The sequence below is a fragment of the Salinispora cortesiana genome (genome assembly GCF_000484695.1).
Classification (GTDB): domain Bacteria; phylum Actinomycetota; class Actinomycetes; order Mycobacteriales; family Micromonosporaceae; genus Micromonospora; species Micromonospora cortesiana.
Window position 1 is genome coordinate 1 of record NZ_AXVR01000038.1, and the last position, 25,047, is coordinate 25,047.

Consider the following 25,047-nt stretch of genomic DNA (forward strand, 5'->3'; position numbering starts at 1 on the left):
CAAGCTAGCCACCTGCACGCCGGTCTCCGTGGCGCTCCGCGCCGACCTGGAGCTCGTCGCCGCCGAGGGGCGCGCCGCCAAGGACCACCTGCTGGAGGCGAACCTCCGCCTGGTCGTCAGCATCGCCAAGCGCTACACCGGCCGTGGGATGGCCTTCCTCGACCTGATCCAGGAAGGCAACCTCGGCCTGATCCGCGCGGTCGAGAAGTTCGACTACACCAAGGGCTACAAGTTCTCCACCTACGCCACCTGGTGGATCCGCCAGGCCATCACCCGCGCCATGGCCGACCAGGCCCGCACCATCCGCATCCCGGTACACATGGTCGAGCAGGTCAACCGCATGGTGCGGACCCGGCGCGAGCTGTCGGTCACGCTGGGTCGCGAGCCCACCGTCGCGGAGGTGGCGCGGACGCTGGACATCCCGGAAATCCAGGTAATCGAGCTGATCTCCTACGACCGGGAACCGGTGAGCCTGGACCAGACCGTCGGCGAGGACGGCGAGAGCCCGCTCGGCGACTTCGTCGCCGCGATGGACTCGACGGCCAGGACCGAGGACACCGCCAGCCGTGGCGAGTTGCGCCAGGAGATGCGGGGGGTGCTCGCCACCCTCTCCCAGCGGGAGCAGGCGGTGATCCGGCTCCGGTTCGGGCTGGACGACGGGCGGCAGCGCACCCTGGACGAGGTCGGTCGGGAATTCGGCCTCTCCCGGGAGCGGATCCGCCAGATCGAGAAGGGGACACTGCACAAGCTACGCGCCCCGGAGCGGGCACAGCGCCTGGAGGCGTACGCCTGCTGACCCCGCGACCAGCTCCGGAACCGTCCGCTCAAGGCCACGCCGCCCGGACTCGGGTCAGAGCCGGCGGGGGCCGGTGTCGGGGCGGACGGTAGCGGAGACAAGCCGTACGGTGGCGTGCAGCACCGACAAGCCGTCCGGCCGGGCCAGCACCGGGTTCAGCGTCAGGGTGCGGGCCCGGGGCTGCTCGTCGGCGAGCCGCCCGACCCGCAGCAGCAACTCGGCCAGAGCCTTTCGGTCCACCGGCGCCGCCCCACGATGACCGCGTAGCAGTGGGGCCGCGCGGGGCTCGTCCACCAACTCCGCGGCGTCGCGGTCGGTCAGCGGCACCGCCCGCCAGGCCCGGTCGCCGAGCAGCTCGGTGGCGACACCCCCCACGCCGAAGCCCACCACCGGACCGAACGCCGGGTCCTCCACCAGCTCCACCACGCAGGCCACTCCGGGCGGGACCATCGGCTGGACCAGGACATCCACGCCAAACTCCGCCGCCATCTTGGCGTACGCGCGTCGTACCCGCGCCTTGTCGGGCAGGTCGAGGCGGACCGCGCCGAGGTCCAGCCGGTGCCGCAGACCGGGGGCGGCGGCCTTTATCGCCACCGGGTACCCCAGCTTTCGCGCTGCCGCGACGGCCTCCTGCTCCGACGCCACCAGCACCGACTCCACCACGTTGATCCCGTACGCGGCGAGCAGCCCGGCCGGGTCGAACGCCTCCGGCCGCAGCGCCGCCTGGGCCGCGTCCCGGTCCACGTCAGACAGCTCCGGGTGCGTGCCGGTGGGGCGACGCAGCCATCCGGCGTACACGGTCACCTGCCCCAGGGCACGCACCGCCTCCTCCACGCTCGGGTACGCGGGCACCCCGGAGGGGGCCCGTCCGGCCAGGAACGTCGCCACGGTGGGCTTGCCGCCGGCAAGCACCGCGGGCAGCGCCGAGGTGAAGTCCGTCTCGGCGTCGGGCAGCTGGCCCGGCAGCGGCGGGGCGAAGACCGCCACCAGCGCGTCCACCCCGTCGTCGGCCACGGCGGCGCCGAGAGCGGTGGCGAAGTCGGCCGCCCCGGCGTCCGGCCCGACATCGCGGGGGTAGCCGTCGGCGACGGTGAGCCCCACCGCGGTGGCGGCGGAGGCGGCCAATCCGGTCAGGGCCGAGGAGTTACCGACGACCCCCACCCGGTCGCCGGCGGGCAGCGGCTGGTTGGCCAGCAGCACGCCGACATCGAGCAGTTCGGCGACGGTGTCCACCCGAATCACCCCGGACTGGGCGAAGAGGGCACTGATCGCGGCGTCGTCCGGACCCGGCGCCTCACGGCCCACCACACCGGGATCCGCCGCGCCCAAACCGGCAGCGTACTCATCCGGGCCCGTTGCCGGGCCGGGACCAGGTGCGTGGGCCGACGGCGCCAGCGCAACGATCGGCTTCTCCCGCCCGATGCCGCGGGCCAGTCGGGCGAACTTGCGGGGATTGCCGAAGGTCTCCAGGTACAGCAGGATCACATCGGTGTTCGGGTCGTCCTGCCAGTACTGCAACAGGTCGTTACCGGAGACGTCAGCCCGGTTCCCGGCCGACACGAAGCTGGACAGCCCGAGTCCCCGCCGCTCCACCTCGGCCAGCAGCGCCACCCCGAACGCCCCGGACTGGCTGAACAGACCAACCCGGCCGGGGACCGGCAACCGCGGGGCCAGCGTGGCGTTCAGGCGTACCTCGGTGCTGGTGTTCGCCATCCCCAGGCAGTTCGGGCCGATGATCCGCATGCCCGCCGCGTGCGTCGCCCGAACCAGCCGGCGCTGGGCGACCGCGCCGTCCGCACCGGCCTCGGCGAAACCCGCGCTGATCACGACCAGGCCATGCGCTCCGGCGGCGGCCGCATCGGCGACGACCGTCTCCACCGCCGCCGGCGGCACCGCCACCACCGCCAGGTCGATCGGCAGACCCGCCGCGGCGGCCGACGGGTACGCGGGCAGCCCGGCCACCGTTCGCGCGCTCGGATGCACCGGCACCACCGCACCGGTGAACCCGTAGTCGCGCAGGTGCCCGAGGACCGCCGCCCCGACCCCCTGCCCGGTGGCGCTGGCCCCGTAGATGGCGACCCCCCGGGGCGCGAGCAGCCGGGCGACCGACCGGGCCTCGGTGCGATGCTCGCGGCCCCGCTGCACCTCAAGGGTCGCCTCGGTCGGCGCGATCGGGAAGCTCAGGTGCACGACGCCATCGGCGAACTGACGCCGCACCTGATAGCCGAAGTCGGCGAAGACCCGGAGCATCGCGTTGTTGGCCGGCAGCACCTCCGCCACGAAGGTCGGGATGCCGACCCGCCGGGCCGCGTCGGCGAGGTGTTCCAGCAGCACCGATCCGATGCCCCGGCCCTGGTATGCGTCCTCGACCACGAAGGCGACCTCGGCCTCGGTGGCGGCTGGGCCCAGCCGCTCGTACCGGCCGACCGCGACGATCTGGCCGCTGGCCAGCACGACGAACGCCTCCCGGTCGTGGTGGTCAACGTTGACAAACCGCCGCAGGTCGCGCTCCGGTATCCGGGGGTACGGCGAGAAGTAGCGCAGGTAGCGGGTGCGCTCGGAGAAGCGCGAATGCATGGCGACGATGCCCGGTGCGTCCGTTGGCCGGATCGGCCGCAACTGGACGGTAGTGCCGTCGCTGAGCAGCACGTCCACTGGCTGTTCACCTGTGGTCACGCGAGCGTCCTTCCTCCCGGCCGCGTTCGGGCCGGTGTCGTCGAAGGTCAGCGCGACCGGCGGGTGACTCGACACGGGCCCTAGTCGCGCGGGTCGTACGGGTCAAGCCCGAGCAGCGGGAACACCGCCTTGCGCGCGGCCACGATGGCCCGGTCCACCGAGTTCGGCTCCCCGGAGGGCTGCCACGGCTCGTACGACGGGTTGGCCTCGTCGGTCATCCGCAACGGCACCTCCTGCCCCGGACGGCGGAGCTGGGCGAGCTCGCGCCAGGCGGGCGGACAGAGCGTCGCCGGCGCGAGCGGTTCACCAGTGGCCACCGCGAGCAGGTGGGTCCAGGCTCGGGGCACGACCTCGACCAGCGCGTATCCACCGCCGCCGGTGGCGACCCAGCGGCCCTCGCAGAGCTCGTCGGCGAGCGCCTGCAAAGCGATGTAGGTGGCACGCTGCCCGTCTACCGACAGACGCAGGTCAGCTAGCGGGTCGAGCCGGTGCGCATCCGCGCCACACTGGGTGACCAGGATCTCGGGCGCAAACGCGCGCAGCACCGACGGCACGATCGCGTGGAACGCCCGCTGCCAGCCGGCGTCCTCGACCCCCGGTGGCAGCGGCACGTTGACCGCGGTTCCCTGGGCCTGCGCACCGCCGGTCTCGTCGGGAAACCCGGTGCCCGGAAAGAGCGCGAGTGGAGTCTCGTGCAGGCTCACCGTGAGCACCCGTGGGTCATCCCAGAAGGCCTGTTGCACCCCGTCGCCGTGGTGCACGTCCACATCGACGTAGGCAACCCGACGTGCGCCCAGGTCAAGCAGGTGGGCGATACCCACGGCGGGATCGTTGTAGACGCAGAAGCCGGCGGCCCGGTCGGGCATCGCGTGGTGCAGGCCGCCCGCCACGTTGACCGCCCGGCGTGCCGTGCCCTGCCAGACCGCCTCGGCTGCCGCGACGGTGGCCCCGGCGACCAACGCGCTGGCCTCGTGCATCTTCGGGAAGACCGGATTGTCCGGGGTACCCAGCCCGAACCCGGTAAAGAGCGGATCCTGCGGGGCAGCTCGTACGGCTTCCAGGTACGCCGCGTCGTGCACCCGGTTCAGCAGCTCGTCGTCGGCGGGTTTCGGCTCGACCAGCCGCACCCCGGGACGCCCGAGCACACCCAGTTCTCGGGCGAGCGCGACGGTCAGCTCGACCCGTACCGGGTCGAGGGGGTGGTCGCCGAGGTCGTAGGAGAGCAGTGTCTCGTCCCACACCACCACTGTGTCGTCCGACATGGGCCCTATCGTCGCACGAGGACTCCCCCGGCCTGTCGCACGCGCTGCCCACGCCGCCGGTGTCGGCGCGGCGTGGGCAGCCGGTACCCGAAGAACATGAGTGGCCACCCGTGGCGTGGGCATCACGCTGGTGACGTGGGACCTCGGGTCAAACCGGGGGCGGACCCGGGCTCCTGCACCGTCGCGACGGGGCGGGACGGATCGGCGACCCAGTTACTCCAGGACCCGACATAGAGGGCGGCATCCGGGCGACCGGCCAGGTGCAGGGCGAGAACGGCCTGCGCGGCGGTCACACCGGAGCCACAGTAGACCCCGACCGGCGCGGCGGCGTCCACTCCGGCGGCGGCGAACCGCTCCCGCAGCACGTCGACGGCGGAGAAGCGGCCCTCGGTCACGTACTCCGGTGCCGGCAGGTTGACCGCGCCCGGCACGTGCCCGGCAACCGGATCGACCGGCTCGGTCTCCCCCCGGTAGCGCGGTGCGGCACGGACATCGACCAGCGCCCCCGCCTCGGCGGCGGCCAGCCGGGCGGCCTCGGCCGCGACCAGCACCGGCAGGGCGCCGGAGCGCACCTCAACGTCGCCGGGGCGCGGGGTGGGTACGTCGGTGGAGGTGGGCAGCCCCGCCGCCACCCAGGCGGGGTGGCCGCCGTGCAGCAGGCGTACCCGCCGGTGACCGGCCCAGCGCAGCGTCCACCAGGCACGGGCGGCGGACATGCCGTCCCCACCGTCGTAGACCACGACCGGGTGCCCGGCCCGGACGCCGGCGGCCCGCAGCGCGGCCTGGAGGGCAGCGGGGTCGGGCAGGGGGTGCCGGGCGGGCCACACAGTTCGGTGTCCAGGTCGACGAAGACCGCCCCGGGCAGGTGCCCGGTGGCGTAGTCGTCACGCCCGGGTGGGCCGGTCAGGCGCCAACGGACGTCGAGCAGGGTCGGCGGGTCGTCACCGCGCATCTCGGCGGCGAGTTGGTCGACCTCGACCAGCAGGATTTCGGTACCGGACATGACGCCCAGTCAACACCATCCGCTTGCATAGAATCGCCGGGTGGATGTGGTGGCTGCCTGCCGGGCCTTCGTGGCCGTCAGCGGCCACGGCAGCTTCACCTCCGGCGCGGCTGCGGCGGGAATCCCGCAGTCGGTGGCCAGCCGGCGCATCGCCGCCCTGGAGGAACACTTCGGCGCCCGGCTCTTCGACCGGTCCTCCCGGGCGGTCCGATTGACGCCGTTCGGGCAGGACATGCTGCGCACGGCGCGCCGCCTGGTCGACCTCGCCGATGCGATGACCGAGGACGCCGAGCGGGCTCGGTTGCGCCCGCTCCGAGTCGCCGTACCCGACAGCTGCCCACCCCACCGCCTGGCCGCCCTGGTGGCCGCCGGGCGGCGGCAACGGATCCAGCTGGAGGTACGGCCGACCGACCCGGCGGGGCGCGAACAGCTCTGTCGGACCCTGGAGGTCAGCGCCGGGATCGTCGCGGTTCCGGCCGAGGCGTCGCTCTGGCGGATTCCGCTCGGGCTGGCCTCCCGGACCGTCTTCCCCGCCCGGATGGTGTTCCTGGAGACCCTGCGCGCCGGCCGAACCGGCGCGGCGGCGCGACGGCGAATCCTCATCCAACCCGAGGACGACGTTGCCCACCTGCGGGATCCGCTGACCCGCGCCGGCCAGTCCGTCGGTCTGGCACCGACCCAGGTGGCGGTCACGCCGTCTCTGGTGGATGCCGCCGCCCAGGCTCTCAGCTCCCCTGACCTGCTGCTCTGTTCAGAGCAACAGGCCGGGGACTTCGGGCTGCACTGGTGCACCCTGGCTGATCCCCGGCTCCAGCGCGGCTACGACGTCGCCGCCGGCGCGCACAAGGACCTCGAACAGCTGCGCTCTGCCCTGCACTCGGAGATCGCCCGTTGCCTGGGTGCCCAGGCCGACCCCCGGGAACCCACCGGGGGCCGGCTACCGGACCGGCCGCCGACCGGGGAGCCGAGGTGAGCGTCTCCGCTGTGCTGCGCAACGCGCGCGAACTCCTCGCGGAGGCGGGGCTGCACGGAGCCTTCCTCGTCCGCAACCTCGACACCGGCGACGAGATCGGCCTCGACGCGGACACCCCCTTTCCGGCGGCGTCGCTGGTGAAGGTGCCGCTGGCCGTAGCTGTCCTGGAACGGGTGGCGCGCGGAGACCTTGACCCGGCGACGCCGATCGACATCACACCTGGCCTGATCACCACACCGGGCACCACCACCGGGCTGAGCCGGTTTCGCCACCCGGCCCGGGTCGCCCTGGACGACCTGCTCTACCTGAGCATCGCCATCAGCGACGGGGTCGCCGCCGACGCCCTCTTCGACCTCACCCCACCGGCCGCGGTCGCCGCCGAGCTGCGGCGACTTTGCATCGAAGGCATCGCCGTCCGACACCGGATCAGTGAGCTCACCGACACGCCAAGGGAACGGCTCCGACCCGATGAGGCGCACCTGGCTCAGGCTCTCGCCATCGGCACCGCGACCGCCGGGAGCGGCCACCCGGTCGCCCAACTCGACGTCACCCGCGCCAACACCGGGTCGGCCCGGGCCTTCGTGGACCTGCTGCACGCCCTCTGGCGGCCCACGACGATCGGCGAGGCCACCGCCGCCCGGGTACGCGAGCTGATGGCCGACAACCTGCTCCGGCAGCGACTCGCACCCGACTTCACCTCCGACGCCGCGCGCTGGTCCTCAAAGACCGGCACTCTGCTGCACCTGCGACACGAGGTGGGGGTGGTGGACCACACCGACGGGCAGTCATACGCCGTCGCCGCGTTGACCGCCTCCCGCGTACCCGCCGTCGCGCAACCGGGCAGCGAGGCGACCATGGCGCATGTCGCGCGGGTGCTGCACGGCTATCTACGCACGGGCGCCCCGCCGTGGTGGGGTTAGATTCCCAGCTGGGCGATGACCACCTCGGTGGCCTCGGCGATGAGGGCGTTGTCGAAGCTGGCGTCCGGTTCGTCCCGGCTGGACAGCACGGCGAGGACGATCGGCGCGCGGTCCGGCGGCCAGATCACCGCGATGTCGTTGCGGGTGCCGTACCCGGCCGCTCCGGTCTTGTCCCCAACGACCCAGCCGTCGGGGACGCCGGCGCGGATCAGTTCCCCGCCGGTGGTGTTGCCCCGCAACCAGGCGTTGAGGATGTCCCGGTCGGTGGGTTCGAGGGCGTCGTCGACGGCGTACTCCCGCAGGTCCTCGGCCAGGACTCGGGCGGTGCTGGTGTCTCGCGGATCGCCCGGGGTCGCCTCGTTGAGATCGGTCTCGTATCGATCCGCGTCGGTGACGTTGTCGCCGATTCCCCTCAGTTCCTGCTCGAACCGCTCCGGCCCCCCGAGGTGGTGCAGCAGCAGGTTGCCGGCGGTGTTGTCACTGTAGCGAACGGCGGCATCGGCGATGGCCCGCAACGTCATGCCCTCGGCGACGTACTGCTCCGTGATCGGTGAATAGTCCACCAGGTCGTCCGCCGAGTACCGCACCACCTGGTCCAGTTCGGCGTCGGTGGTCGCGTCGAGGACCTCGGCAGCGGCCAGCGCCTTGAAAGTCGAGCCGTAGGCGAACCGCTCGTCGGCCCGGTAGCGGACCGTCCGACCGGTGACTGTGTCGACCGCGTAGATCCCCAGCCGGGCGTCGAACCTCTCCTCCAGCTGCCGGAACTCGTGGTTGAGGTACGCGGCGGCCGAGGTACCGACGGTCACCGCGCTGCCGGGCGACCGCTCCCCGGTCGGGTCCGCGGTGGCGCAGGCGGACAGCGGGATGAGTGCCGTCGCCCCGGCAACTGCGGCGATCACCCGCCGTGTCGAAATCGTCATCGTGACTCCCTACTTGTCGTTGACCCGACCACGAAGAGCACCGATCGGGCTGGACACGACCTTGACAGGGGCTTTGGGATGCCGTCGAAGACGGAAGGAGTGAACTTCATGCTGATCTGGCATACGTACTTCGCTGTCGTCCAGCCTCACGCCGATGGGTCCGGCCTCAGCGGCCGGCACCATCGGCGCGGGTAACATCGATGTGTCTCACGCCGAATCCGTGGGCCTAGTGACCGCGAAACCCCAGTTGGAGTCGGCGACCGCCATGGTCAACCACAACCTGCGGTAGCGGGTCACGTGGATGAGTGGGGGTCGTGCGTGAGACACTTGCCGTCCGATTTGTTTCTCGTTAACGGGTGATTGAGATCATCGCGCACTCACTGGTCGACACGACCGAGATGTACCTACGGACCATCCTCGAGCTCGAGGAGGAGGGTGTGCCGCCGCTGCGTGCCCGCATCGCCGAGCGGCTGCGCCAGAGCGGTCCCACGGTCAGCCAGACCGTCGCCCGGATGGAGCGGGACGGCCTGCTCACCGTTGAGGGCGACCGCCACCTCACGCTCACCGACACCGGCCGTGACGCGGCGGTCTCCGTGATGCGCAAACACCGACTGGCGGAGCTGCTTCTGGTCAACGTGATCGGCATGCCCTACGAGGAGGCCCACGAGGAGGCCTGCCGGTGGGAGCACGTCATGAGCGACGCTGTCGAGCAGCGGGTCTACGACCTGCTCAACCGGCCGACCCGCTCGCCGTACGGCAACCCGATCCCCGGGCTGGAAGCGCTGGGATCGGCGGGCCCTTCGGCCACGGAGCCCGCCGAGGGGGAACGCAACCTGGCGTTCCCCGGCCTCTCCGGCACGGTCGTCGTCCGGCGCATCTGCGAGAGCCTGCAGAGCAACTCGGACGTGTTGCGCCAGCTGCACGCCGCCGGGGTTGACCCCGGTGCCACGGTGACCGTCGCCCAGGAGCGGGACGGCGTGTCCATCGACCGCTACGGCGACCGCGTCCGCCTCCCCCGCGAGGTGGCCTCCCGGGTCTTCGTCGCCGCCAGCTGACCACGGCTTCCGGGCAGCCACGCACCGCACCGACCCGGCCGCCTGCTCCGCATCGAGGGCTCAGTCGAGGTACGGGCAGTGGCGGCAACCGCGACCGCAGCAGGTGCCACGACGGGCGAGAAAGCCGGCGGTAAGCACGAACAGACCGGTGGTCGGGTCGGGGTAGCCGGCCTGACCGGCCGCCAGGGCAGCGGCGTGGGCGGCGCAGATCCGCTCGCGTTGCGGGTCCTCGGGCGGCAACCGGGACGGGTGTGGCACGGTCAACGGCCGATTCGCCAACGGTTTTCGCTCCCCACCCACGCCGGGCAGTGTAGGGGCCTGGTGGCTAAGCGAACCAGGCCGCTGCCTGCCCGTGCGCCTGGGCCCACGCCAGTGGCTTGCCGTCGAGCGCGAGCACATTGTTGAAACCGGCACCGGGTGGGTTGGGCAATCCGTCGTAGGGCAGCGCTCGCGTCGACTCCGCGGCGATCCAGTTGCCGGGCAGCCCACGAACCAACTCGACGAAGGCGGTACGTCGGCGCTGCGGCACCTGGTACAGCACGGTCGTGTGGAACACCACCAGGGTCGCCTCGGGCGGGGCCAACGCGGCCACCGCCGGCAGGTCGTCCACCAGGTCCCCGCGGACAAGCAGCGGCGGATCGGCCGCGGCCAGATTCGCCGCTGCCCGCAGCCGTGCCCGCCGGTGGGCATGCTCCGGCCAGATGAGAGCGTCCAGCCAGGCAAGATCGTTCGCGTCGGTCACGTCCAGCGGATTGAGGTCCAGCCCGGCCCGCCACACCACGGTGGGTAGCCGGCTCGGGGGCAGGGTGCCGGTGAGCGTGCAGTCGAGGACGGGGCGGCCGTCGCCCAGGAGCTGGCGGTCGTAGCGGTACGCGTACCGGTCGGGGTAGAGACAGAGCCCCGCCGACGCACCAACCTCCAACAGTGCGAGCGGTTGGGGTAGCGCGGCGAGCAGCGGCAGCAGGACGGCGCACCGCCCCGCCTCGTTCGTCTGGGTCGCCCTGCGCCGGATCTCCACCTCGATCGCCGGCCAGTTCGCCAGAACGTAGGCGTGAAAGGCCGCCGGGTCCTCGACCGGACCACCGAGCAGCCGAACCACGCCGAAGAGCAGATTCGGTTGCCGTTTGGCCGGCGGAAGCCGCTCGATCAACGCGAGCAGATCGGCGTCACCGGACACCGCCAGCGCCAAGCGCTCGTACGCCGGTGACACGCCACACGCCTCCCGGGTGGCGAAGGTGCGATAGGTATCGGCTGCCGTCACGCCCTCAGGATCGCACCACAGCGGAGAGTCCGGTGCCCCGCACCGACCGCCGCCACGTGCGACCCCGGGCACCCTCGCCCGAGGTCACACGTGCACATATGTCAGCTACAACCGCTGGTGGAACCGCAGCCCTCGCAGACGTAGCAGCTGCCGGCCGGGCGCATCTTCGTACCACAGGTGAAGCAGAGCGGCGCGTCGGCAGCCTTACCGATCACCGCTTCCAGCAGCTCCGTGCTCGACCCCACGGACGGGGCCGGCTGCGCCGCCGCGACGTCGGCCAGCTCCTGGGCCGGCTGGGCGACCGGACCGACCTTCGGCTCCTCCGGCCGGGTCTCGACCGGGGCTGAGGAGGCCATCGCGGTGAGGTCCGCCGTGTTCGTCTCCGCCTCCGCCTCGGCCGCGAGCTGAGCGGCCCGCTCCTTGGCGGTGAAGATGCCCAGCTCCGCGCGGCGCTCGTACGGCAGGAAGTCCAGGGCCAGGCGGCGGAAGATGTAGTCCATCACCGAGGCCGCCATCCGCACGTCCGGGTCGTCGGTCATACCAGCCGGCTCGAAGCGCATGTTGGTGAACTTGCTGACGTAGGTCTCCAGCGGGACACCGTGCTGCAGACCGATGGAGATGGCCACCGAGAAGGCATCCATCACACCGGCCAGCGTCGAGCCCTGCTTCGACATCTTGAGGAAGACCTCGCCGAGGCCGTCATCCGGGTAGGACGACGAGGTGAGGTAGCCCTCCGCTCCGCCGACCGAGAAGGAGATCGTCTCCGACGGGCGCTTCTTCGGCAGCCGCTTCCGCACCGGCCGGTACTCGATGACCTTCTCCACGACCTTCTCGACCGCGGCCGGCGTCGCCTCCACCGGGGCAGGGGTGGCGGCCTTCTCCTTCTTCGCCACCGACAACGGCTGGCCCACCTTGCAGTTGTCGCGGTAGATCGCCAGCGCCTTGAGGCCGAGCCGCCAGCCCTCGAAGTAGATCTTCTCGACATCCTCGACGGTGGCCTGCTCCGGCATGTTGACCGTCTTGGAGATGGCGCCGGAGATGAACGGCTGGACGGCCGCCATCATTCGCACGTGGCCCATCGGGGCGATGGACCGCTCGCCCATGGCGCAGTCGAAGACCGGGTAGTGCTCCGGCTTGAGACCCGGGGCGTCCACCACGTGACCGTGCTCGGCGATGTGCTCGACGATCGCCTCGACCTGCTCCTCCGGGTAGCCGAGGGTGCGCAGCGCGCGCGGCACGGTCTGGTTGACGATCTGCATCGAGCCGCCACCGACCAGCTTCTTGAACTTGACCAACGCCAGGTCCGGCTCGACGCCGGTGGTGTCGCAGTCCATCATCAGGCCGATGGTGCCGGTGGGCGCCAGGACGCTGGCCTGCGAGTTACGCCAGCCGTTCCGGTCACCCAGCTTGTTGCCGAGGGTCCACTGCCGGGTGGCCTCCCGCTGCACCGCCGTGGCGACGGCACCGGTGGCCTTGATCTCGTCGTTCGCGGCGGCGTGCTTACGCATGACCCGCTTGTGCGGCTCGGCGTTGCGGGCGTAGCCGTCGTACGCGCCGACGATGCCGGCCAGTTCGGCGGAGCGACGGTACGCGGTGCCGGTCATCAGCGAGGTGATCGCCGCGGCCAGCGAGCGCCCCTGGTCCGAGCCGTACGGCAGGCCGGAGGCCATCAGCAGCGCACCGAGGTTGGCATACCCGATGCCAAGCTGCCGGTATGCCCGGGTGGTCTCGCCGATCTTCTCGGTGGGGAAGTCGGCGAAGCAGATCGAGATGTCCATCGCGGTGATGACCAGCTCGACCGAGCGGACGAACTTCTCCACCTCGAAGCCGCCGTCGGCGCGGAGGAACCGCATCAGGTTGAGCGAGGCCAGGTTGCACGAGGAGTTGTCCAGGTGCAGGTACTCCGAGCAGGGGTTCGACGCGGTGATCCGCCCGGTCTCCGGGCAGGTGTGCCAGTCGTTGATGGTGTCGTCGTACTGGAGCCCCGGGTCGGCGCACTCCCAGGCGGCCTGGGAGATGGTCCGGAACAGCGGCTTCGCGTCGATCGTGTCGATCACCGAGCCATCGAGCCGGCCACGCAGGTCGAAGGTGCCGCCGTCCTGCACCGCCGTCATGAACTCGTCGCTGACCCGGACCGAGTTGTTGGCGTTCTGGTACTGCACGCTGACGATGTCCGCGCCGCCCAGGTCCATGTCGAAGCCGGCGTCGCGCAGGGCGCGGACCTTGTCCTCCTCGCGCGCCTTGGTGACCACGAACTCCTCGATGTCCGGGTGGTCGACGTCGAGAATGACCATCTTGGCCGCCCGCCGGGTCGCCCCGCCGGACTTAATGGTGCCGGCCGACGCGTCGGCACCGCGCATGAAGCTGACCGGGCCGGAGGCGGTGCCGCCGGAGGAGAGCAGCTCCTTTGAGGAGCGGATCCGGGAGAGGTTGACTCCGGAGCCGGAGCCACCCTTGAAGATCAGCCCCTCCTCCTTGTACCAGTCCAGGATGGAGTCCATCGAGTCATCGACGGAGAGGATGAAGCATGCGCTGACCTGCTGCGGCGAGGACGTGCCGACGTTGAACCAGACCGGCGAGTTGAAGCTGAACACCTGGTGCAGCAGCATCCAGGTCAGTTCGTGGGCGAAGATCTCGGCGTCGGCCGGGGTGGCGAAGTAGCCGTACTCCTCACCGGCGGTGCGGTAGGTGGCCACCACCCGGTCGATCAGCTGCCGAAGCGACCACTCCCGCTCCGGGGTCCCCACCGCACCCCGGAAGTACTTGGTGGTCACGATGTTGGCCGCGTTGACGCTCCACTCCTGTGGGAACTCCACGCCGCGCTGCTCGAAGTTGATCGAGCCGTCCCGCCAGTTCGTCATCACGACGTCCCGACGCTCCCAGGTCACCTCGTCGTACGGGTGGACCCCCTCGGTGGTCCACACCCGCTCGACCTTCAGACCCGCTGCCGCCTTGCTCCGTGACTTGCTCGTTGTCACACCGTCCCCCGGCATCTCATCGCCCCTCGTCCGCGCCCCACGCGCGGCCCTACCGTCAAACCCGACCGCGCCCCACGCGCGGCCCTACCGTCAAACCCGTTCGCGTCCCACGCGCGGCCCTACCGTCAAACCCGTCCGCGCCCGCGGCCCGCTCTGGTGCGGCCAGCTGTCCCGACCGCCTCAGCCTCCCTCGCGGACCTGCGCCGCGGTCCGCAGCGTCTCGATCTCCCGCTCGAAGTCGGCGAGCGACTCGAACGACCGGTAGACGCTGGCAAACCGGAGGTAGGCCACCTCGTCCAGGTCCCGCAGCGGGCCCAGGATGGCCAGGCCGACCTCATGGCTGGGAAGCTCGGCAGCACCCTTGGCCCGTACGGTCTCCTCGACCTTCTGCGCCAGCAGGGCAATGGAGTCGTCGTCAACCGGACGTCCCTGGCACGCCTTGCGCACCCCGCCGATGATCTTCGTACGGCTGAAGGGCTCGGTGACCCCGCTGCGTTTGACGACTGCGAGGACCGCCTCCTCCACCGTGGTGAACCGCTTGCCGCACTCCGGGCAGGAGCGCCGGCGCCGGATCAGCTGACCGTCGTCGGCTTCCCGCGAGTCAACGACCCGGGAGTCGGGGTGCCGGCAGTACGGACACCGCATGGAGCCCGACCTCCTTCATCGGCCGTGGGGCCGAGCCGGCCGCATCCAGACACGCGTCACCACGGCGGAGCCGTCCTTTCGACGGTCTTCGCCGCGCTGGCGGATGGAGTGCGGTCCGTAGTCGAACCCAACCTATAGGCAACTAGCGCCCAATGACTACTACATCTAGGGGTTGACCGTATGCCGCCCGGGAACTGAGGTCAAGTTGGCGAGCCTGTCCGGCGCGTCACCCAGCGACCTAGGTCACCCCACCCGTGCGGCCGATATCAGCGCCACCGAGCATCCCAACCTCCCGCAACGGCAAATCACTACGGGTCATTCCGACCAACCACCCACACGAGCCCGAAATTAGAACACAAGTACGACCCGTCGTACTATTTACCAGAACAGGAGTGCGACCCAGGCAAGAACCACCCCGACACGCCGACCAAGGTCGTACAGATGTTTGAAGAAGGCTGATCTCGCCTATACGGTCAGGGACGACCGGCTCGCGACGGGCTTCCGCCGCGAACAACACCACGATTGACGGGGCACCCGAGCGCCGACCAGGGAGGACGGACGTGACCGAGGACCGGACCAACCGGCCGAAGAGCCCGCAGCAGATCACCGAGGCGGGCACGGCGAGCACCCGCCGTCGACGTGCCGCGCGGGGCCGCACCGGTTCGCCCGCTGTGCGTCCGGTCACCCCCGTCGTCAGCGCATTCCCCGAACCGGCAACCGTTGACCTTACGGCCCGGCAGCGGCGGATCCTGGAGTTTATTCGCACCTGGGTCGAGCGACACGGCTACCCGCCGAGCGTGCGCGAGATCGGCGAGGCGGTCGGGCTGGTGTCGCCGTCCAGCGTTGCCTACCAGCTCAAGGAGCTGGAGAAGAAGGGCTTTCTGCGCCGCGACCCAAACCGGCCACGCGCAGTTGACGTTCGGCCTCCCGGCGACGCCATCGACGACGAGGCGGCACTCGCGCAGCGGCCGGTCCCGGCCTATGTGCCGATGCTGGGCCGAATCGCCGCCGGCGGTCCAATCCTCGCCGAGCAGGCCATTGAAGATATTTTCCCGCTGCCCCGCGAGTTGGTCGGCGAGGGCGAGGTCTTCATGCTCCAGGTCAAGGGCGACTCGATGCTGGACGCGGCGATCTGCGACGGTGACTGGGTGGTCGTCCGACAGCAACCCACCGCCGAATCCGGCGACATCGTGGCCGCCATGCTCGACGGCGAGGCGACGGTGAAGACCTACCGGCGGCGGGACGGCCACGTCTGGCTGATGCCGCAGAACCCGGCCTTCGACCCGATCCCGGGCGACGACGCCACCATCATGGGCCGGGTCGTCACGGTGCTCCGCCGCATCTGACCAGTAACGGCCGCCGTGGCCACCGGATCAGTAGCGGCCGCCGTGTTGGCCGCGCCCACCGCCCGGCTCCGGCCCAGGTCCGCTCGGGCTGGAGCCGGACTCCCGGCGCTGACCATCGCGCGGCGCACCGCCGTCGCGACGCGGCGGTTGGGCACGCCCACCGCCGTACACGCCACCACCGGCTCCCCCGCCATAGACACCGCCGCCACGGCTCCCACCGGCCGCACGACCGGCACTGGCACCGGCACCGGCACCGGCACCGGCACCCTGACCGCTACCTGCAGCGGGACGGGGCCCACCAGCACCACCGACGGGTCGCCTGCCATAGACACCGGCAGCGGGACGACCCCCCTCCGCCGGGCGGCCACCGCCATATCCGCCCTGGTCGGCCGGAGCGGCCGCCCGGCCCGGCTCCCGACGCGCCCCGTGGACCCCGGCGACCGGTGCGCCGCCGTAGACACCCCCGCGGGGACGGTCGGCGGGGTCGCGCGAACCGTTGCCATCGGCCGGCCCGCCGGCACCCGTAGTCGTGGCCGGTCGCCGCCGGGCCCGTACGACGCCGGTCACACCCGCCCCGACCAGCCCCATACCGATCAGGCCCACAGCCCCGATGACCAGGTACGCGATCTCCTGCAGGGAGAGGCTGTCGAACCAGGAGGCCGTCGACTCCTCCGATCCGTCGGCGTTCGTCTCCGGGGCTGGCTCCGTCTTCGCCGTCGGCGTATACGACAGGACGTCGACCGGCTCGCCTTCGTCGAGCTGGCCGCCGTCGGATACGGTCAGAAAGGTCTTACCGTCCGGAGTGTAGGTAATCGCCTCACCGAACGGGTCCGCGAGCGGAGTCACCCGGGGTTCCGTCGTCGTCAGCGCCGTGACAAGGTCGCCGTCGGCGACGTCGTACTCGAAGGCGTCCGCATAGGTGCGCAGCACCACCCGCGCGCCATCCGGGGAACGGGCGGCCCCGGTGATCGCCGTTTGCCCGAGCGCCCCGAGCGCGTTCTCCGTCTCGGTCGTCGGCAGCTCCACCTCGCCGAGCTTCTTCATCTTCCCCGGTTCGGTGTCGCCGCTGGGTAGTTCCCCATCAACGGTGAAGATCTCGGCCTTGCCGGAGACGACCTTGGTGATGATCACCGGGACGCCGTCATCGTCGATGACCAGGGCCTCGGCATCCCGCGGCTTGTTGTCTGGGTAGGCGAGGCGGTGCAGCGTCAGCCTCTCGTCACCACTGACCGGCATGCTCCACACCGCCACCCGCTCCCGGTGGTTGCTGCTGGTCAGGTTGTCGCCGGTGTCGGCAACCCAGAGGGTCTTCCCGTCTGGCGACAACGCCAGGTCCTCGGTGTCCAGGGGGCCGCCGACGGAGTAGCGGACCGGGTCCCCGGCGATCTCGCAGTCGGCGTCCAGGAAGAAGACCCGCTTTTGGCTCTCGACGTCGGTGCTGTCGTTGATCACGATGTAACCGGTCTCGGTGGCCACCAGCCCGGACAGCTCCCGCAGCCGGTCGTCGGTGACGGTGCAACGCTTCTGCCCCTCCGCCGAAGCCGGCGACGGCACCATGACCAGGACTACACCGATGGCTACCGCGGCTGCCCCCAGCAGGCTGAGGGCACCCGTGGTCAGGGTGAAAAAGCGACGCATCCGCATAGTGTCGCATGGCGGCGGATTACCGCCGCCCACACTGAACGGCTACGAACGCACCCCGGAGCCCACCGCTGACGGCTCCGGCGCCTCGGTCGACTGGAAGGGCGCCAACTCGGCGGCGAGCGCCGCACTGACCCGGGCCTGCAGCAGGGTGCCCTCGGGCAGGTGCGCCGTGCTGAGCACCTCGCCCTGCTGGTGCGCCCGGGCCACCAGGTCGCCCCGCTCGTACGGCAGGACCGCGCGGACCTCCACGGCCGGGCGGGGTAGCTGGGCCTCGACCGCGCGGCGCAGGTCGGCAACGCCGAACCCGGAGTGCGCGGAGACGAAGATCGCCTCCGGCCAGAGCCGCTTGAGCCGGAGCAGGTTCTCGGCACCGGCGGCGTCGGTCTTGTTGACCACCAACAGCTCCGGCAGCCGGTCGGCGCCCACCTCGGCGAGAACGGCACGGACGGCACGAACCTGCTCTTCCGGGTCCGGGTGGGTGCCGTCAACGACATGCACCACCAGGTCGGCCTCCGCCACCTCCTCAAGGGTGGAGCGGAACGCCTCGACGATCTGGTGCGGCAGATGCCGCACGAAGCCCACCGTGTCGGAGAAGGTGAAGTGACGCCCTTCTGCGGTGGTCGCCTTGCGGATCGTCGGGTCCAGCGTGGCGAAGAGGGCGTTTTCCACCAGCACCCCGGCCCCGGTCAGCTGATTCAGCAGGCTGGACTTGCCGGCGTTCGTGTAGCCCGCGATGGCCACCGCGGGCACCGCGTTGCGATAGCGACGGGCGCGCTTGGTCTGGCGTACCGTGCGCATGCCCTTGATCTCCCGGCGCAGCCGGGCGATGCGGTGCCGGATCCGCCGCCGGTCGGTCTCCAACTTGGTTTCACCCGGGCCACGCAGGCCCACGCCGCCACCGGCACCACCGCCGCGGCCTGATCCACCGCTCTGCCGGGAAAGGGTCTCACCCCAACCCCGCAGCCGGGGTAGCAGGTACTCCAGCTGGGCCAACTCGACCTGCGCCTTACCCTCCCGGCTCTTCGCGTGCTGGGCGAAGATATCCAGAATGAGGGCGGTGCGATCGACGACCTTCACCTTGATGCGCTGCTCCAGGTTGCGTAGCTGGGACGGGGAGAGCTCCCCGTCGCAGATCACCGTGTCGGCGCCGCTGGAGAGCACGGCTGCCCCCAGGTCATCCACCTTGCCCCGGCCAACGTAGGTGGCCGGGTCGGGCCGTTGCCGGCGCTGGATCAGCCCCTCAAGCACCTGCGAGCCAGCCGTCTCGGCCAGCGCCGCCAGCTCCGCGAGAGAGTTCTCGGCGTCCTGCTGCGAACCCTCGGTCCAGACCCCGACCAGGACGACCCGCTCCAGCCGAAGCTGGCGGTACTCGACCTCGGTGATGTCGGTCAGCTCGGTGGAGAGGCCGGGGACCCGCCGCAGCGCCTGCCGCTCCGACAGCTCGAACTCACCGGTGGTGGCGTCGAGCTGGTCGCCCTCGTCGGGAAGGAAGGTCTCCTGCTCTCGCAAACCGCGCCTCCTGTCTGTTTACCGCCGGCTGGCTGTTTGCCCGCCGTGCTGCCGGGAAATTGCGGCCGGTTCCCAGCAATCCTGACATGTGACAACGCCACCCGCATCGGCAATATGCCCGGGCTACCCGCTGGTAACGGGGTCGGATGCGGTGCCGTAACCGGGGGCGAGTAGAAATGCGGGGCGAGTCGTTCAGCGTCATCGGAAGGAACTGTGTGGCCACCACCCGACTGCCGAGTGCCGGATTCTCGATCACGGTCCGGATCGCAGTAACCGCGGATGCCTCCTCCATCGGGCGGTTGACCACCACGGTCGGTGAGGCCGGGGCAATCGTCACCGCGCTCGACGTGGTCGACTCCGACCACACCCACGTCACCGTCGACCTGACCTGCGACACTGCCGACGCCAACCACGCCGACCAGGTGGTTGACGCGCTCACCGCGCTCGACGGGGTTAACGTGCGAAAGGTCTCCGACCGCACGTTCCTGCTGCACCTCGGCGGCAAGATCGAGGTCAGCCCGAAGGTCGCGCTGCGCACCCGAGACGAGCTGTCCCGGGCGTACACCCCGGGGGTGGCCCGGGTCTGCCAGGCCATCGCGGAGAACCCGGCGGACGCGCGGCGCCTGACCATCAAACGCAACACGGTGGCGGTGGTCAGCGACGGCTCCGCCGTGCTCGGCCTGGGCAACCTGGGGCCGGCGGCGTCGCTGCCGGTGATGGAGGGCAAGGCGGCGCTGTTCAAGCGCTTCGGCGGGGTGGACGCCTGGCCCGTGGTGCTCGACACCCAGGACACCGACGAGATCGTGTCGATCGTCAAGGCGATCGCACCCGCGTACGGCGGAATCAACCTGGAGGACATCGCCGCGCCGCGCTGCTTCGAGATCGAGGCACAGCTGCGCGCGGCGCTGGACATCCCGGTCTTCCACGACGACCAGCACGGCACGGCGATCTGTGTGCTGGCCGCGCTGACCAACGCGCTCCGCGTCGTCGGTAAGGAGCTGGCGCGGGTACGGGTGGTGGTCTCCGGCGCGGGCGCCGCCGGCACCGCGATCATGAAGCTGCTGCTGCGCCAGGGCGTGGGCGACATCATCGCGTACGACCGGCAGGGTGCGCTGCACCGTGGGATGACCGGGCTGAACCCGGCCTGGCAGTGGCTGGCCGAGCACACGAACCGGGAGAACTACTCCGGCGACCTGGCCGGGGCGGTACGGGACGCGGACGTCTTCATCGGCGTGAGCGCCCCCAACCTGCTCACCGGCGACGACATCGCCGCCATGGCCAAGGACGCGATCGTGTTCGCGCTGGCGAACCCGGACCCGGAGGTTGACCCGCGGGAGGCGCGCAAGCACGCCGCCGTGGTCGCCACCGGCCGCTCCGACCAGCCCAACCAGATCAACAACGTGCTGGCCTTCCCCGGCGTGTTCCGGGGGATGCTGGACGCGCACGCGGAGGGCTTCACGGAGGAGATGGCGATCGCCGCGGCCCAGGCCATCGCCGACGTCGTCGGCGAGGAGAAGATCAACCCGACGGTCATCGTCCCCAGCGTCTTCGACTCCCGGGTGGCCCCGGCCGTCGCCGCGGCCGTCCGCGCCGCCGCGCAGAACCCGGCGACCACCCCGCCGCCCGCCGCCGATCCGGGCCCGGCCGACCTGCCCGAGATCGCCGCCAACGCGAGCGCCACCCCCTAGGCCGCCCGCCACCACCCACCGCACCCGGATCACCGCGACCAGCAGGTGGTCCGGGCGTGGTTTGGGCCGCACCAGAGCTGGTAACCGGATCTCGCGCCGGTCCTCGGCAACCGCAGATGGTGGGATACCAAGCGATGACCAGCACACTCTGGCGACGCCTGCTGGCTGAGTTCACCGGCACCGCCCTGCTGGTCACCGCCGTGGTCAGCTCCGGAATCATGGCCACCACCCTCGCCCCCGACCAGGTCGGCCTTCAGCTGCTGGCCAACTCGATCACCACCGCCTTCACCCTCGGCACGCTGATCCTGATCTTCGGACCGGTCTCCGGGGCTCACTTCAACCCGGTCGTCTCCGCCGCCGACTGGTTCCTCGGGCGGCGTGCCGGCACCGGTCTGACCGCCGGCTCCCTGGGTGCCTACGGAGTGGCCCAGGTCCTCGGCGGGATCGCCGGTGCGGTGCTGGCGCACCTGATGTTCGACCTCGCCGCGATCGACTTCGCCGGCAAGGAGCGGGCCGCCTGGCACCTCTGGATCGGCGAGATTGTCGCCACCTCCGGGCTGGTCCTACTGATCTTCGCCCTCGCCCGGTCCGGGCGCGCGTCGGTGGCCCCGGCCGCCGTCGGTGCCTACATCGGGGCCGCGTCCTGGTTCACCTCGTCCACCTCCTTCGCCAATCCCGCGGTCACCATCGGCCGGGCGTTCTCCGACACCTTCGCCGGCATCGCCCCCACCTCGGTGCCCGGTTTCATCCTGGCCCAGTTGGCCGGACTCGCCCTCGGCATCGGCCTGCTCACCGCCCTCTACCCCGACGCCGGTGCCGCCGCCGACCAGGTCGTCGTCCCCGCGGAGTCGGCAACGACGGGAAGCCAGGGGCCACCGAACCGTCGAGCGGGCCGCCGCCGCTGCACGGGCAGGCCACCGCCCCGCTCGCAGCAGCTCGACGAGGAGGAACACCTCGGGGTTGCTCCGTCCGAATCCACAGCTCCCGGCAAACCCTCGGTGCTGTTCGTCTCCGTCCACGACGTCAGCGGCTCGCAGTTGGCCGCCGGTTGGCTACGCCAGCTCGCCGGCGACACCGTCGAGGTGCGCTCCGCCGGCTCCGCCCCCGCCGGCCAGGTCGACCCCGCCGCCGCGGTGGCCATGTGGGAGGTCGGCATCGACATCACCGGTCAGGTGCCGACGCTGCTGCGGCCCGCGACCGCGGCGTCCGCTGACATCATCATCACCATCGGGCGCCGCAGTGATCTTCCCGACTTTCCAGCTGAACGCCACGAGAACTGGGAGCTCGACGACTCCACCGGCCTGGGCATCGAGGCCATCCGCCCGGTCCGCGACGAGCTCCGGAACCGGGTACAGCGACTGCTCACGGAGCTGCGGCGCACACCGGGTAGCACCCCGTAGCGGATTGCGGGAGCCGATGCTCACGGCCATGGCGGCTGGCGCACCAACTCAATCACCCGCCCGGAGGGGCCGGGCCACTGCCGGCTGGTCAGACCAGCGCCCCGAGGGCAACCTCGCCGCTCGCCACCAGCACGGCAGGCCCCGCCAACCAGCAGCCCTGGGCGGTCTGGGTCACCACCAGACGACCACCGGGCACCTCCACGGCGACCACACCGGTGTCCCGGCCCGCGTCCCGCAGGGCGACCGCGGCCACCGCACACGCACCGGTGCCGCAGGAGCGCGTCTCCGCGCTGCCCCGCTCGTAGACCCGCATCCGCACGTAGCCATCGGCCCCGTCCGTCGGGATCCCGGAGGTGACGAACTCGACATTGACCCCGGCCGGGAAGATCACCGGGTCGAACTCCGGGGCCCGGGTCAGGTCGAGAGCCGCCAGTTCCAGCCCGGCCGGCACCGGGCAGACCAGGTGCGGGTTGCCGACATCAACCGCCGTACCGGGCAGGGCCAGCCCGCCGAGCACCGCGAACGAGGTGCCGGCCAACCGGGGCCGCCGCATCTCGACCGCCAGGTCCTCCCCCTCGACCCGCGCCCGCACGAGACCGGCGCGGGTGGCCACCGGCAGCGCCGCGTCCGACGGCACCACCAACCCGGCTTCCAGCAGGTAGCGGACGAAGACCCGGGCGCCGTTGCCACACATCTCGGCCACCGAGCCGTCGGAGTTCCAGTAGTCCATGAACCACTCGGCCGCACCGGCAAGGGCCGCCCCGTCGGGGTGCCGCGCGGCGCGGAGCACCCGCAGCACGCCGTCCCCACCGATGCCCTGCCGCCGGTCACACAAGGCCGCGACCAGGTCCGGGGTCAGCTCGAGGGCGCCGTCGGGATCGGGCAGGATCACGAAGTCGTTGCCGGTGCCGTGCCCCTTGGTGAACTCCACGACTCCCATCATCGCGCAGCGGGCCGGACCACTCGCAGCGCCTCTGCCACCAGTCCGGTTTCAGCCGAGTCGAGCCAGGTGATCCGCGGATCCCGGCGGAACCAGGACCGCTGGCGACGGACAAACCGGCGGGTGGCGCGGATCGTCTCCTGGTACGCCTCGGACTCGGTCAGCTCTCCGGCCAGGAAGCGCAGGACCTGCTGGTAGCCGAGGGCACGGCTGGCCGTACGCCCCGCGGCCAGCCCCTGGTCGGCCAGCGCCCGGGTCTCGGCCACCAAGCCGTCGGCCCACATCCGGTCCACCCGCAGCGCGATCCGCTCGTCGAGCTGAGCGGTGTCCAGGTCGACGCCCACCTGCACCGACCGGTAGTACGGGCTGGGGTCGGGCAGTGCGGCGGCGAAGGGCGCACCGGTCAGCTCGACCACCTCCAAGGCACGGACGATCCGCCGGCCGTTGCCGGGCAGAATGTTCGCCGCCGCGTCCGGGTCAACCGCGCGCAGTCGCTCGTGCAGGGCAGCCGGGCCAGTCTGCGCCAGCTCCGCCTCCAACCGTTGCCGGAGCACCGGATCCGTACCGGGGAACTCGAAGCGTTCCAACACGGCGCGGAGGTAGAGGCCCGAACCGCCGACCAGCAGCGGCACCCGCCCCCGGGCCAGGATGTCGTCAACCGCCGCCCGGGCGAGCCGCTGGTACTCGGCGACGCTGGCCGGCTCGGTCACCGGCCAGATGTCCAGCAGATGGTGCGGCACCCCCGCACGTTCGTCGATGGTCAGCTTGGCGGTGCCGATATCCATGCCACGGTAGAGCTGCATCGAGTCGGCATTGACGACCTCACCGTCGAGCTCGTGGGCGAGGGCGACGCTCAGGGCCGACTTACCGGCCGCGGTCGGACCGACCACGCCCACCACCGTGCCCGCCGGCGGAGGGCTACCGTCGGCCGGCACCGCGCCCGCTGCCCGGCGGGCGTCGGCGGCGTCGGCGGCGCTCACCGGGCCGCTCCCGTCGGTGCCCAGGAGGCGACGAGGTAGGTCACCCCGTAGGGTGCCGCGGCGTAGGCCAGCTCCCCACTCCAGGAGCCCCCGGCCGCCCGGACCGCGCCGGCCAGGACCTGCCAGGGCGCGCGGCCGGTGGCCTTCAGCCCCGCCGACAGCTCCGCGTCCAATGCACCGAGGGCACGTGTGTCCGCACCGGCCAGTGCCCGCGCCACCGCCTGGTCGTACGGCTCGGCGCGCGGATCGTCGGAGCCGGGTGACCACTCCACCCGGCAGGCCGACCCGTCACCCAGGACGAGCAGCCCGAGCCGGCAGGATGTAGCGCCGTCCGATGCGTTCCCGGGCACCGAGCCGAGCAGATCCGCGTTGATCAGGCCCGCATCGGAGAGGTCTCGGTTGAGCAGGCCCGCACCCAGGGCGGCGCAGCGGGCGGCAGGCTCGTCGGCGGCGACCGCCACCGCGGAACGGGGCAGCGCTGTACCAGCGCGACCGAGTAGCCACGCCCCGATCGTCAGACTCAGCGGCAGCCGCGCCGGCCCGGCAGCAGCCTCATCAGTGCGGTCGGCAGCGTCGGTCGGCGACAGCGGCACCCGCCGGTGGATCCCGTACCGATGGAACGAGCCATGCTCCGCGGCGCCGAAGGACATGGTCACCGACCCGCACCCGAGCAACACGATCCGGTCCGGCTCGGCGGCGAGCAGCCGGGCAACGACCCTGTCACAGGCGGCACGCAGCTCGGCCAACTCGGTGGACGCGGCGCCCGCCACCTCGGGAACGAGTAGCGGGGGGTGCGGGCAGACGGCGGCGGCGACCAGGGGCACGAGGGCCACGGTAGCGGCTGGTCCGAACGCACCGCCGCGCGCCTTCCCGCGGCCGGACCCCGGGATTCCGGCTACTGACGAGTACGTCCGAACAGAGGTTCCGACACTCGCCCCATCCGGGCCCGTCGGGGCGCTAGGACACCGTATGGTCACGGTCGGCGATAGGCGCTCGACGGGGGCGGGGGCACACCTGTGACAATGCCGTGGAGAACGTTGGGCTGCGCCGT

Annotated in this window: 19 protein-coding genes and 1 pseudogene; 7 read left to right on the plus strand and 13 right to left on the minus strand. The window is 71.4% G+C overall.

Translation table 11 applies throughout. The features are described from left to right. The coding region (locus K228_RS0116590) for a sigma-70 family RNA polymerase sigma factor (protein WP_025619447.1) at positions 1 to 796 on the plus strand (796 nt) is incomplete at its 5' end. Between the two features lie 54 nt (positions 797 to 850). On the opposite strand, the gene K228_RS0116595 is transcribed toward K228_RS0116590, so the two are convergent. From K228_RS0116595 to K228_RS25740, 3 genes and pseudogenes are all read right to left on the minus strand, one after another. Next, the gene (locus tag K228_RS0116595; protein ID WP_080671619.1) at positions 851 to 3,523 is read right to left on the minus strand and encodes a bifunctional acetate--CoA ligase family protein/GNAT family N-acetyltransferase; all 2,673 of its coding nucleotides are present in this window, start codon (positions 3,521 to 3,523) and stop codon (positions 851 to 853) included. Positions 3,524 to 3,552: 29 nt separating this feature from the next. Next, the gene (locus K228_RS0116600; RefSeq protein WP_025619449.1) at positions 3,553 to 4,734 is read right to left on the minus strand and encodes an acetoin utilization protein AcuC; all 1,182 of its coding nucleotides are present in this window, start codon (positions 4,732 to 4,734) and stop codon (positions 3,553 to 3,555) included. A gap of 122 nt (positions 4,735 to 4,856) precedes the next feature. After that, positions 4,857 to 5,737 (minus strand): annotated as a pseudogene (locus tag K228_RS25740) (sulfurtransferase). Between the two features lie 40 nt (positions 5,738 to 5,777). Between K228_RS25740 and K228_RS0116610 the strand changes: the two are divergent. Together K228_RS0116610 and K228_RS0116615 are read left to right on the plus strand one after the other, a co-directional pair. Continuing rightward, positions 5,778 to 6,710, plus strand: coding sequence for a LysR family transcriptional regulator (locus tag K228_RS0116610; protein ID WP_025619450.1), 933 nt, complete (start codon positions 5,778 to 5,780; stop codon positions 6,708 to 6,710). After that, positions 6,707 to 7,630, plus strand: coding sequence for a serine hydrolase (locus tag K228_RS0116615; protein WP_025619451.1), 924 nt, complete (start codon positions 6,707 to 6,709; stop codon positions 7,628 to 7,630). Before K228_RS0116610 ends, K228_RS0116615 begins: the two co-directional genes overlap by 4 nt. Here the strand turns inward: K228_RS0116615 and bla are convergent. Next, on the minus strand, positions 7,627 to 8,550 hold the full coding sequence (gene bla / locus K228_RS0116620) for a class A beta-lactamase (RefSeq protein ID WP_029723662.1): 924 nt from the start codon (positions 8,548 to 8,550) through the stop codon (positions 7,627 to 7,629). The genes K228_RS0116615 and bla overlap by 4 nt on opposite strands. 356 nt (positions 8,551 to 8,906) lie before the next feature. Between bla and K228_RS0116630 the strand changes: the two genes are divergently transcribed. Beyond that, positions 8,907 to 9,605 (plus strand): iron-dependent transcriptional repressor DtxR, encoded by a 699-nt coding sequence (locus K228_RS0116630; RefSeq protein ID WP_025619453.1) that lies wholly within the window; start codon positions 8,907 to 8,909, stop codon positions 9,603 to 9,605. Between the two features lie 60 nt (positions 9,606 to 9,665). On the opposite strand, the gene K228_RS0116635 is transcribed toward K228_RS0116630, so the two are convergent. The 4 genes from K228_RS0116635 to nrdR form a co-directional block, all read right to left on the minus strand. Beyond that, positions 9,666 to 9,905: a DUF5522 domain-containing protein gene (locus tag K228_RS0116635; RefSeq protein WP_033777004.1), complete on the minus strand. Its 240-nt coding sequence runs from the start codon at positions 9,903 to 9,905 to the stop codon at positions 9,666 to 9,668. Between the two features lie 25 nt (positions 9,906 to 9,930). Further along, positions 9,931 to 10,866, minus strand: coding sequence for a DUF2332 domain-containing protein (locus K228_RS0116640; protein ID WP_025619455.1), 936 nt, complete (start codon positions 10,864 to 10,866; stop codon positions 9,931 to 9,933). A 101-nt stretch (positions 10,867 to 10,967) separates the two neighbouring features. Continuing rightward, positions 10,968 to 13,859, minus strand: a complete 2,892-nt coding sequence (locus K228_RS0116645; RefSeq protein WP_025619456.1) for a vitamin B12-dependent ribonucleotide reductase — start codon at positions 13,857 to 13,859, stop codon at positions 10,968 to 10,970. 165 nt (positions 13,860 to 14,024) lie between these two features. Next, positions 14,025 to 14,489, minus strand: a complete 465-nt coding sequence (gene nrdR, locus K228_RS0116650; protein WP_018724097.1) for a transcriptional regulator NrdR — start codon at positions 14,487 to 14,489, stop codon at positions 14,025 to 14,027. 560 nt (positions 14,490 to 15,049) lie between these two features. Between nrdR and lexA the strand changes: the two genes are divergently transcribed. Further along, positions 15,050 to 15,835, plus strand: a complete 786-nt coding sequence (lexA, locus tag K228_RS0116655; RefSeq protein ID WP_025619457.1) for a transcriptional repressor LexA — start codon at positions 15,050 to 15,052, stop codon at positions 15,833 to 15,835. Positions 15,836 to 15,862: 27 nt separating this feature from the next. Here the strand turns inward: lexA and K228_RS0116660 are convergent, their stop codons facing one another. Continuing rightward, positions 15,863 to 17,473: an SMP-30/gluconolactonase/LRE family protein gene (locus tag K228_RS0116660; protein WP_025619458.1), complete on the minus strand. Its 1,611-nt coding sequence runs from the start codon at positions 17,471 to 17,473 to the stop codon at positions 15,863 to 15,865. 48 nt (positions 17,474 to 17,521) lie between these two features. Beyond that, positions 17,522 to 18,988 (minus strand): GTPase HflX, encoded by a 1,467-nt coding sequence (gene hflX / locus K228_RS0116665; RefSeq protein WP_025619459.1) that lies wholly within the window; start codon positions 18,986 to 18,988, stop codon positions 17,522 to 17,524. Between the two features lie 176 nt (positions 18,989 to 19,164). On the opposite strand from hflX, the gene K228_RS0116670 reads away from it, so the two are divergent. Next, positions 19,165 to 20,676 carry an NAD-dependent malic enzyme gene (locus K228_RS0116670; protein WP_029723663.1) on the plus strand — a complete coding sequence of 504 codons (1,512 nt, stop codon included), beginning with the start codon at positions 19,165 to 19,167 and terminating at the stop codon, positions 20,674 to 20,676. A 134-nt stretch (positions 20,677 to 20,810) separates the two neighbouring features. After that, positions 20,811 to 22,076: an aquaporin gene (locus K228_RS0116675; protein WP_025619461.1), complete on the plus strand. Its 1,266-nt coding sequence runs from the start codon at positions 20,811 to 20,813 to the stop codon at positions 22,074 to 22,076. Positions 22,077 to 22,164: 88 nt separating this feature from the next. Here K228_RS0116675 and dapF read toward each other — a convergent pair whose 3' ends face one another. From dapF to K228_RS0116690, 3 genes are read right to left on the minus strand one after another with little or no spacing between them, the layout of a single operon-like run. Continuing rightward, positions 22,165 to 23,007 (minus strand): diaminopimelate epimerase, encoded by an 843-nt coding sequence (gene dapF / locus K228_RS0116680; protein WP_025619462.1) that lies wholly within the window; start codon positions 23,005 to 23,007, stop codon positions 22,165 to 22,167. An 8-nt stretch (positions 23,008 to 23,015) separates the two neighbouring features. Continuing rightward, entirely contained in the window at positions 23,016 to 24,020 is a 1,005-nt protein-coding gene (gene miaA / locus K228_RS0116685) for a tRNA (adenosine(37)-N6)-dimethylallyltransferase MiaA (protein ID WP_025619463.1), read from the minus strand. Further along, the gene (locus tag K228_RS0116690) at positions 23,993 to 24,829 is read right to left on the minus strand and encodes a class III extradiol dioxygenase subunit B-like domain-containing protein (protein WP_025619464.1); all 837 of its coding nucleotides are present in this window, start codon (positions 24,827 to 24,829) and stop codon (positions 23,993 to 23,995) included. Before K228_RS0116690 ends, miaA begins: the two co-directional genes overlap by 28 nt. Between the last annotated feature and the right edge of the window lie 218 nt (positions 24,830 to 25,047).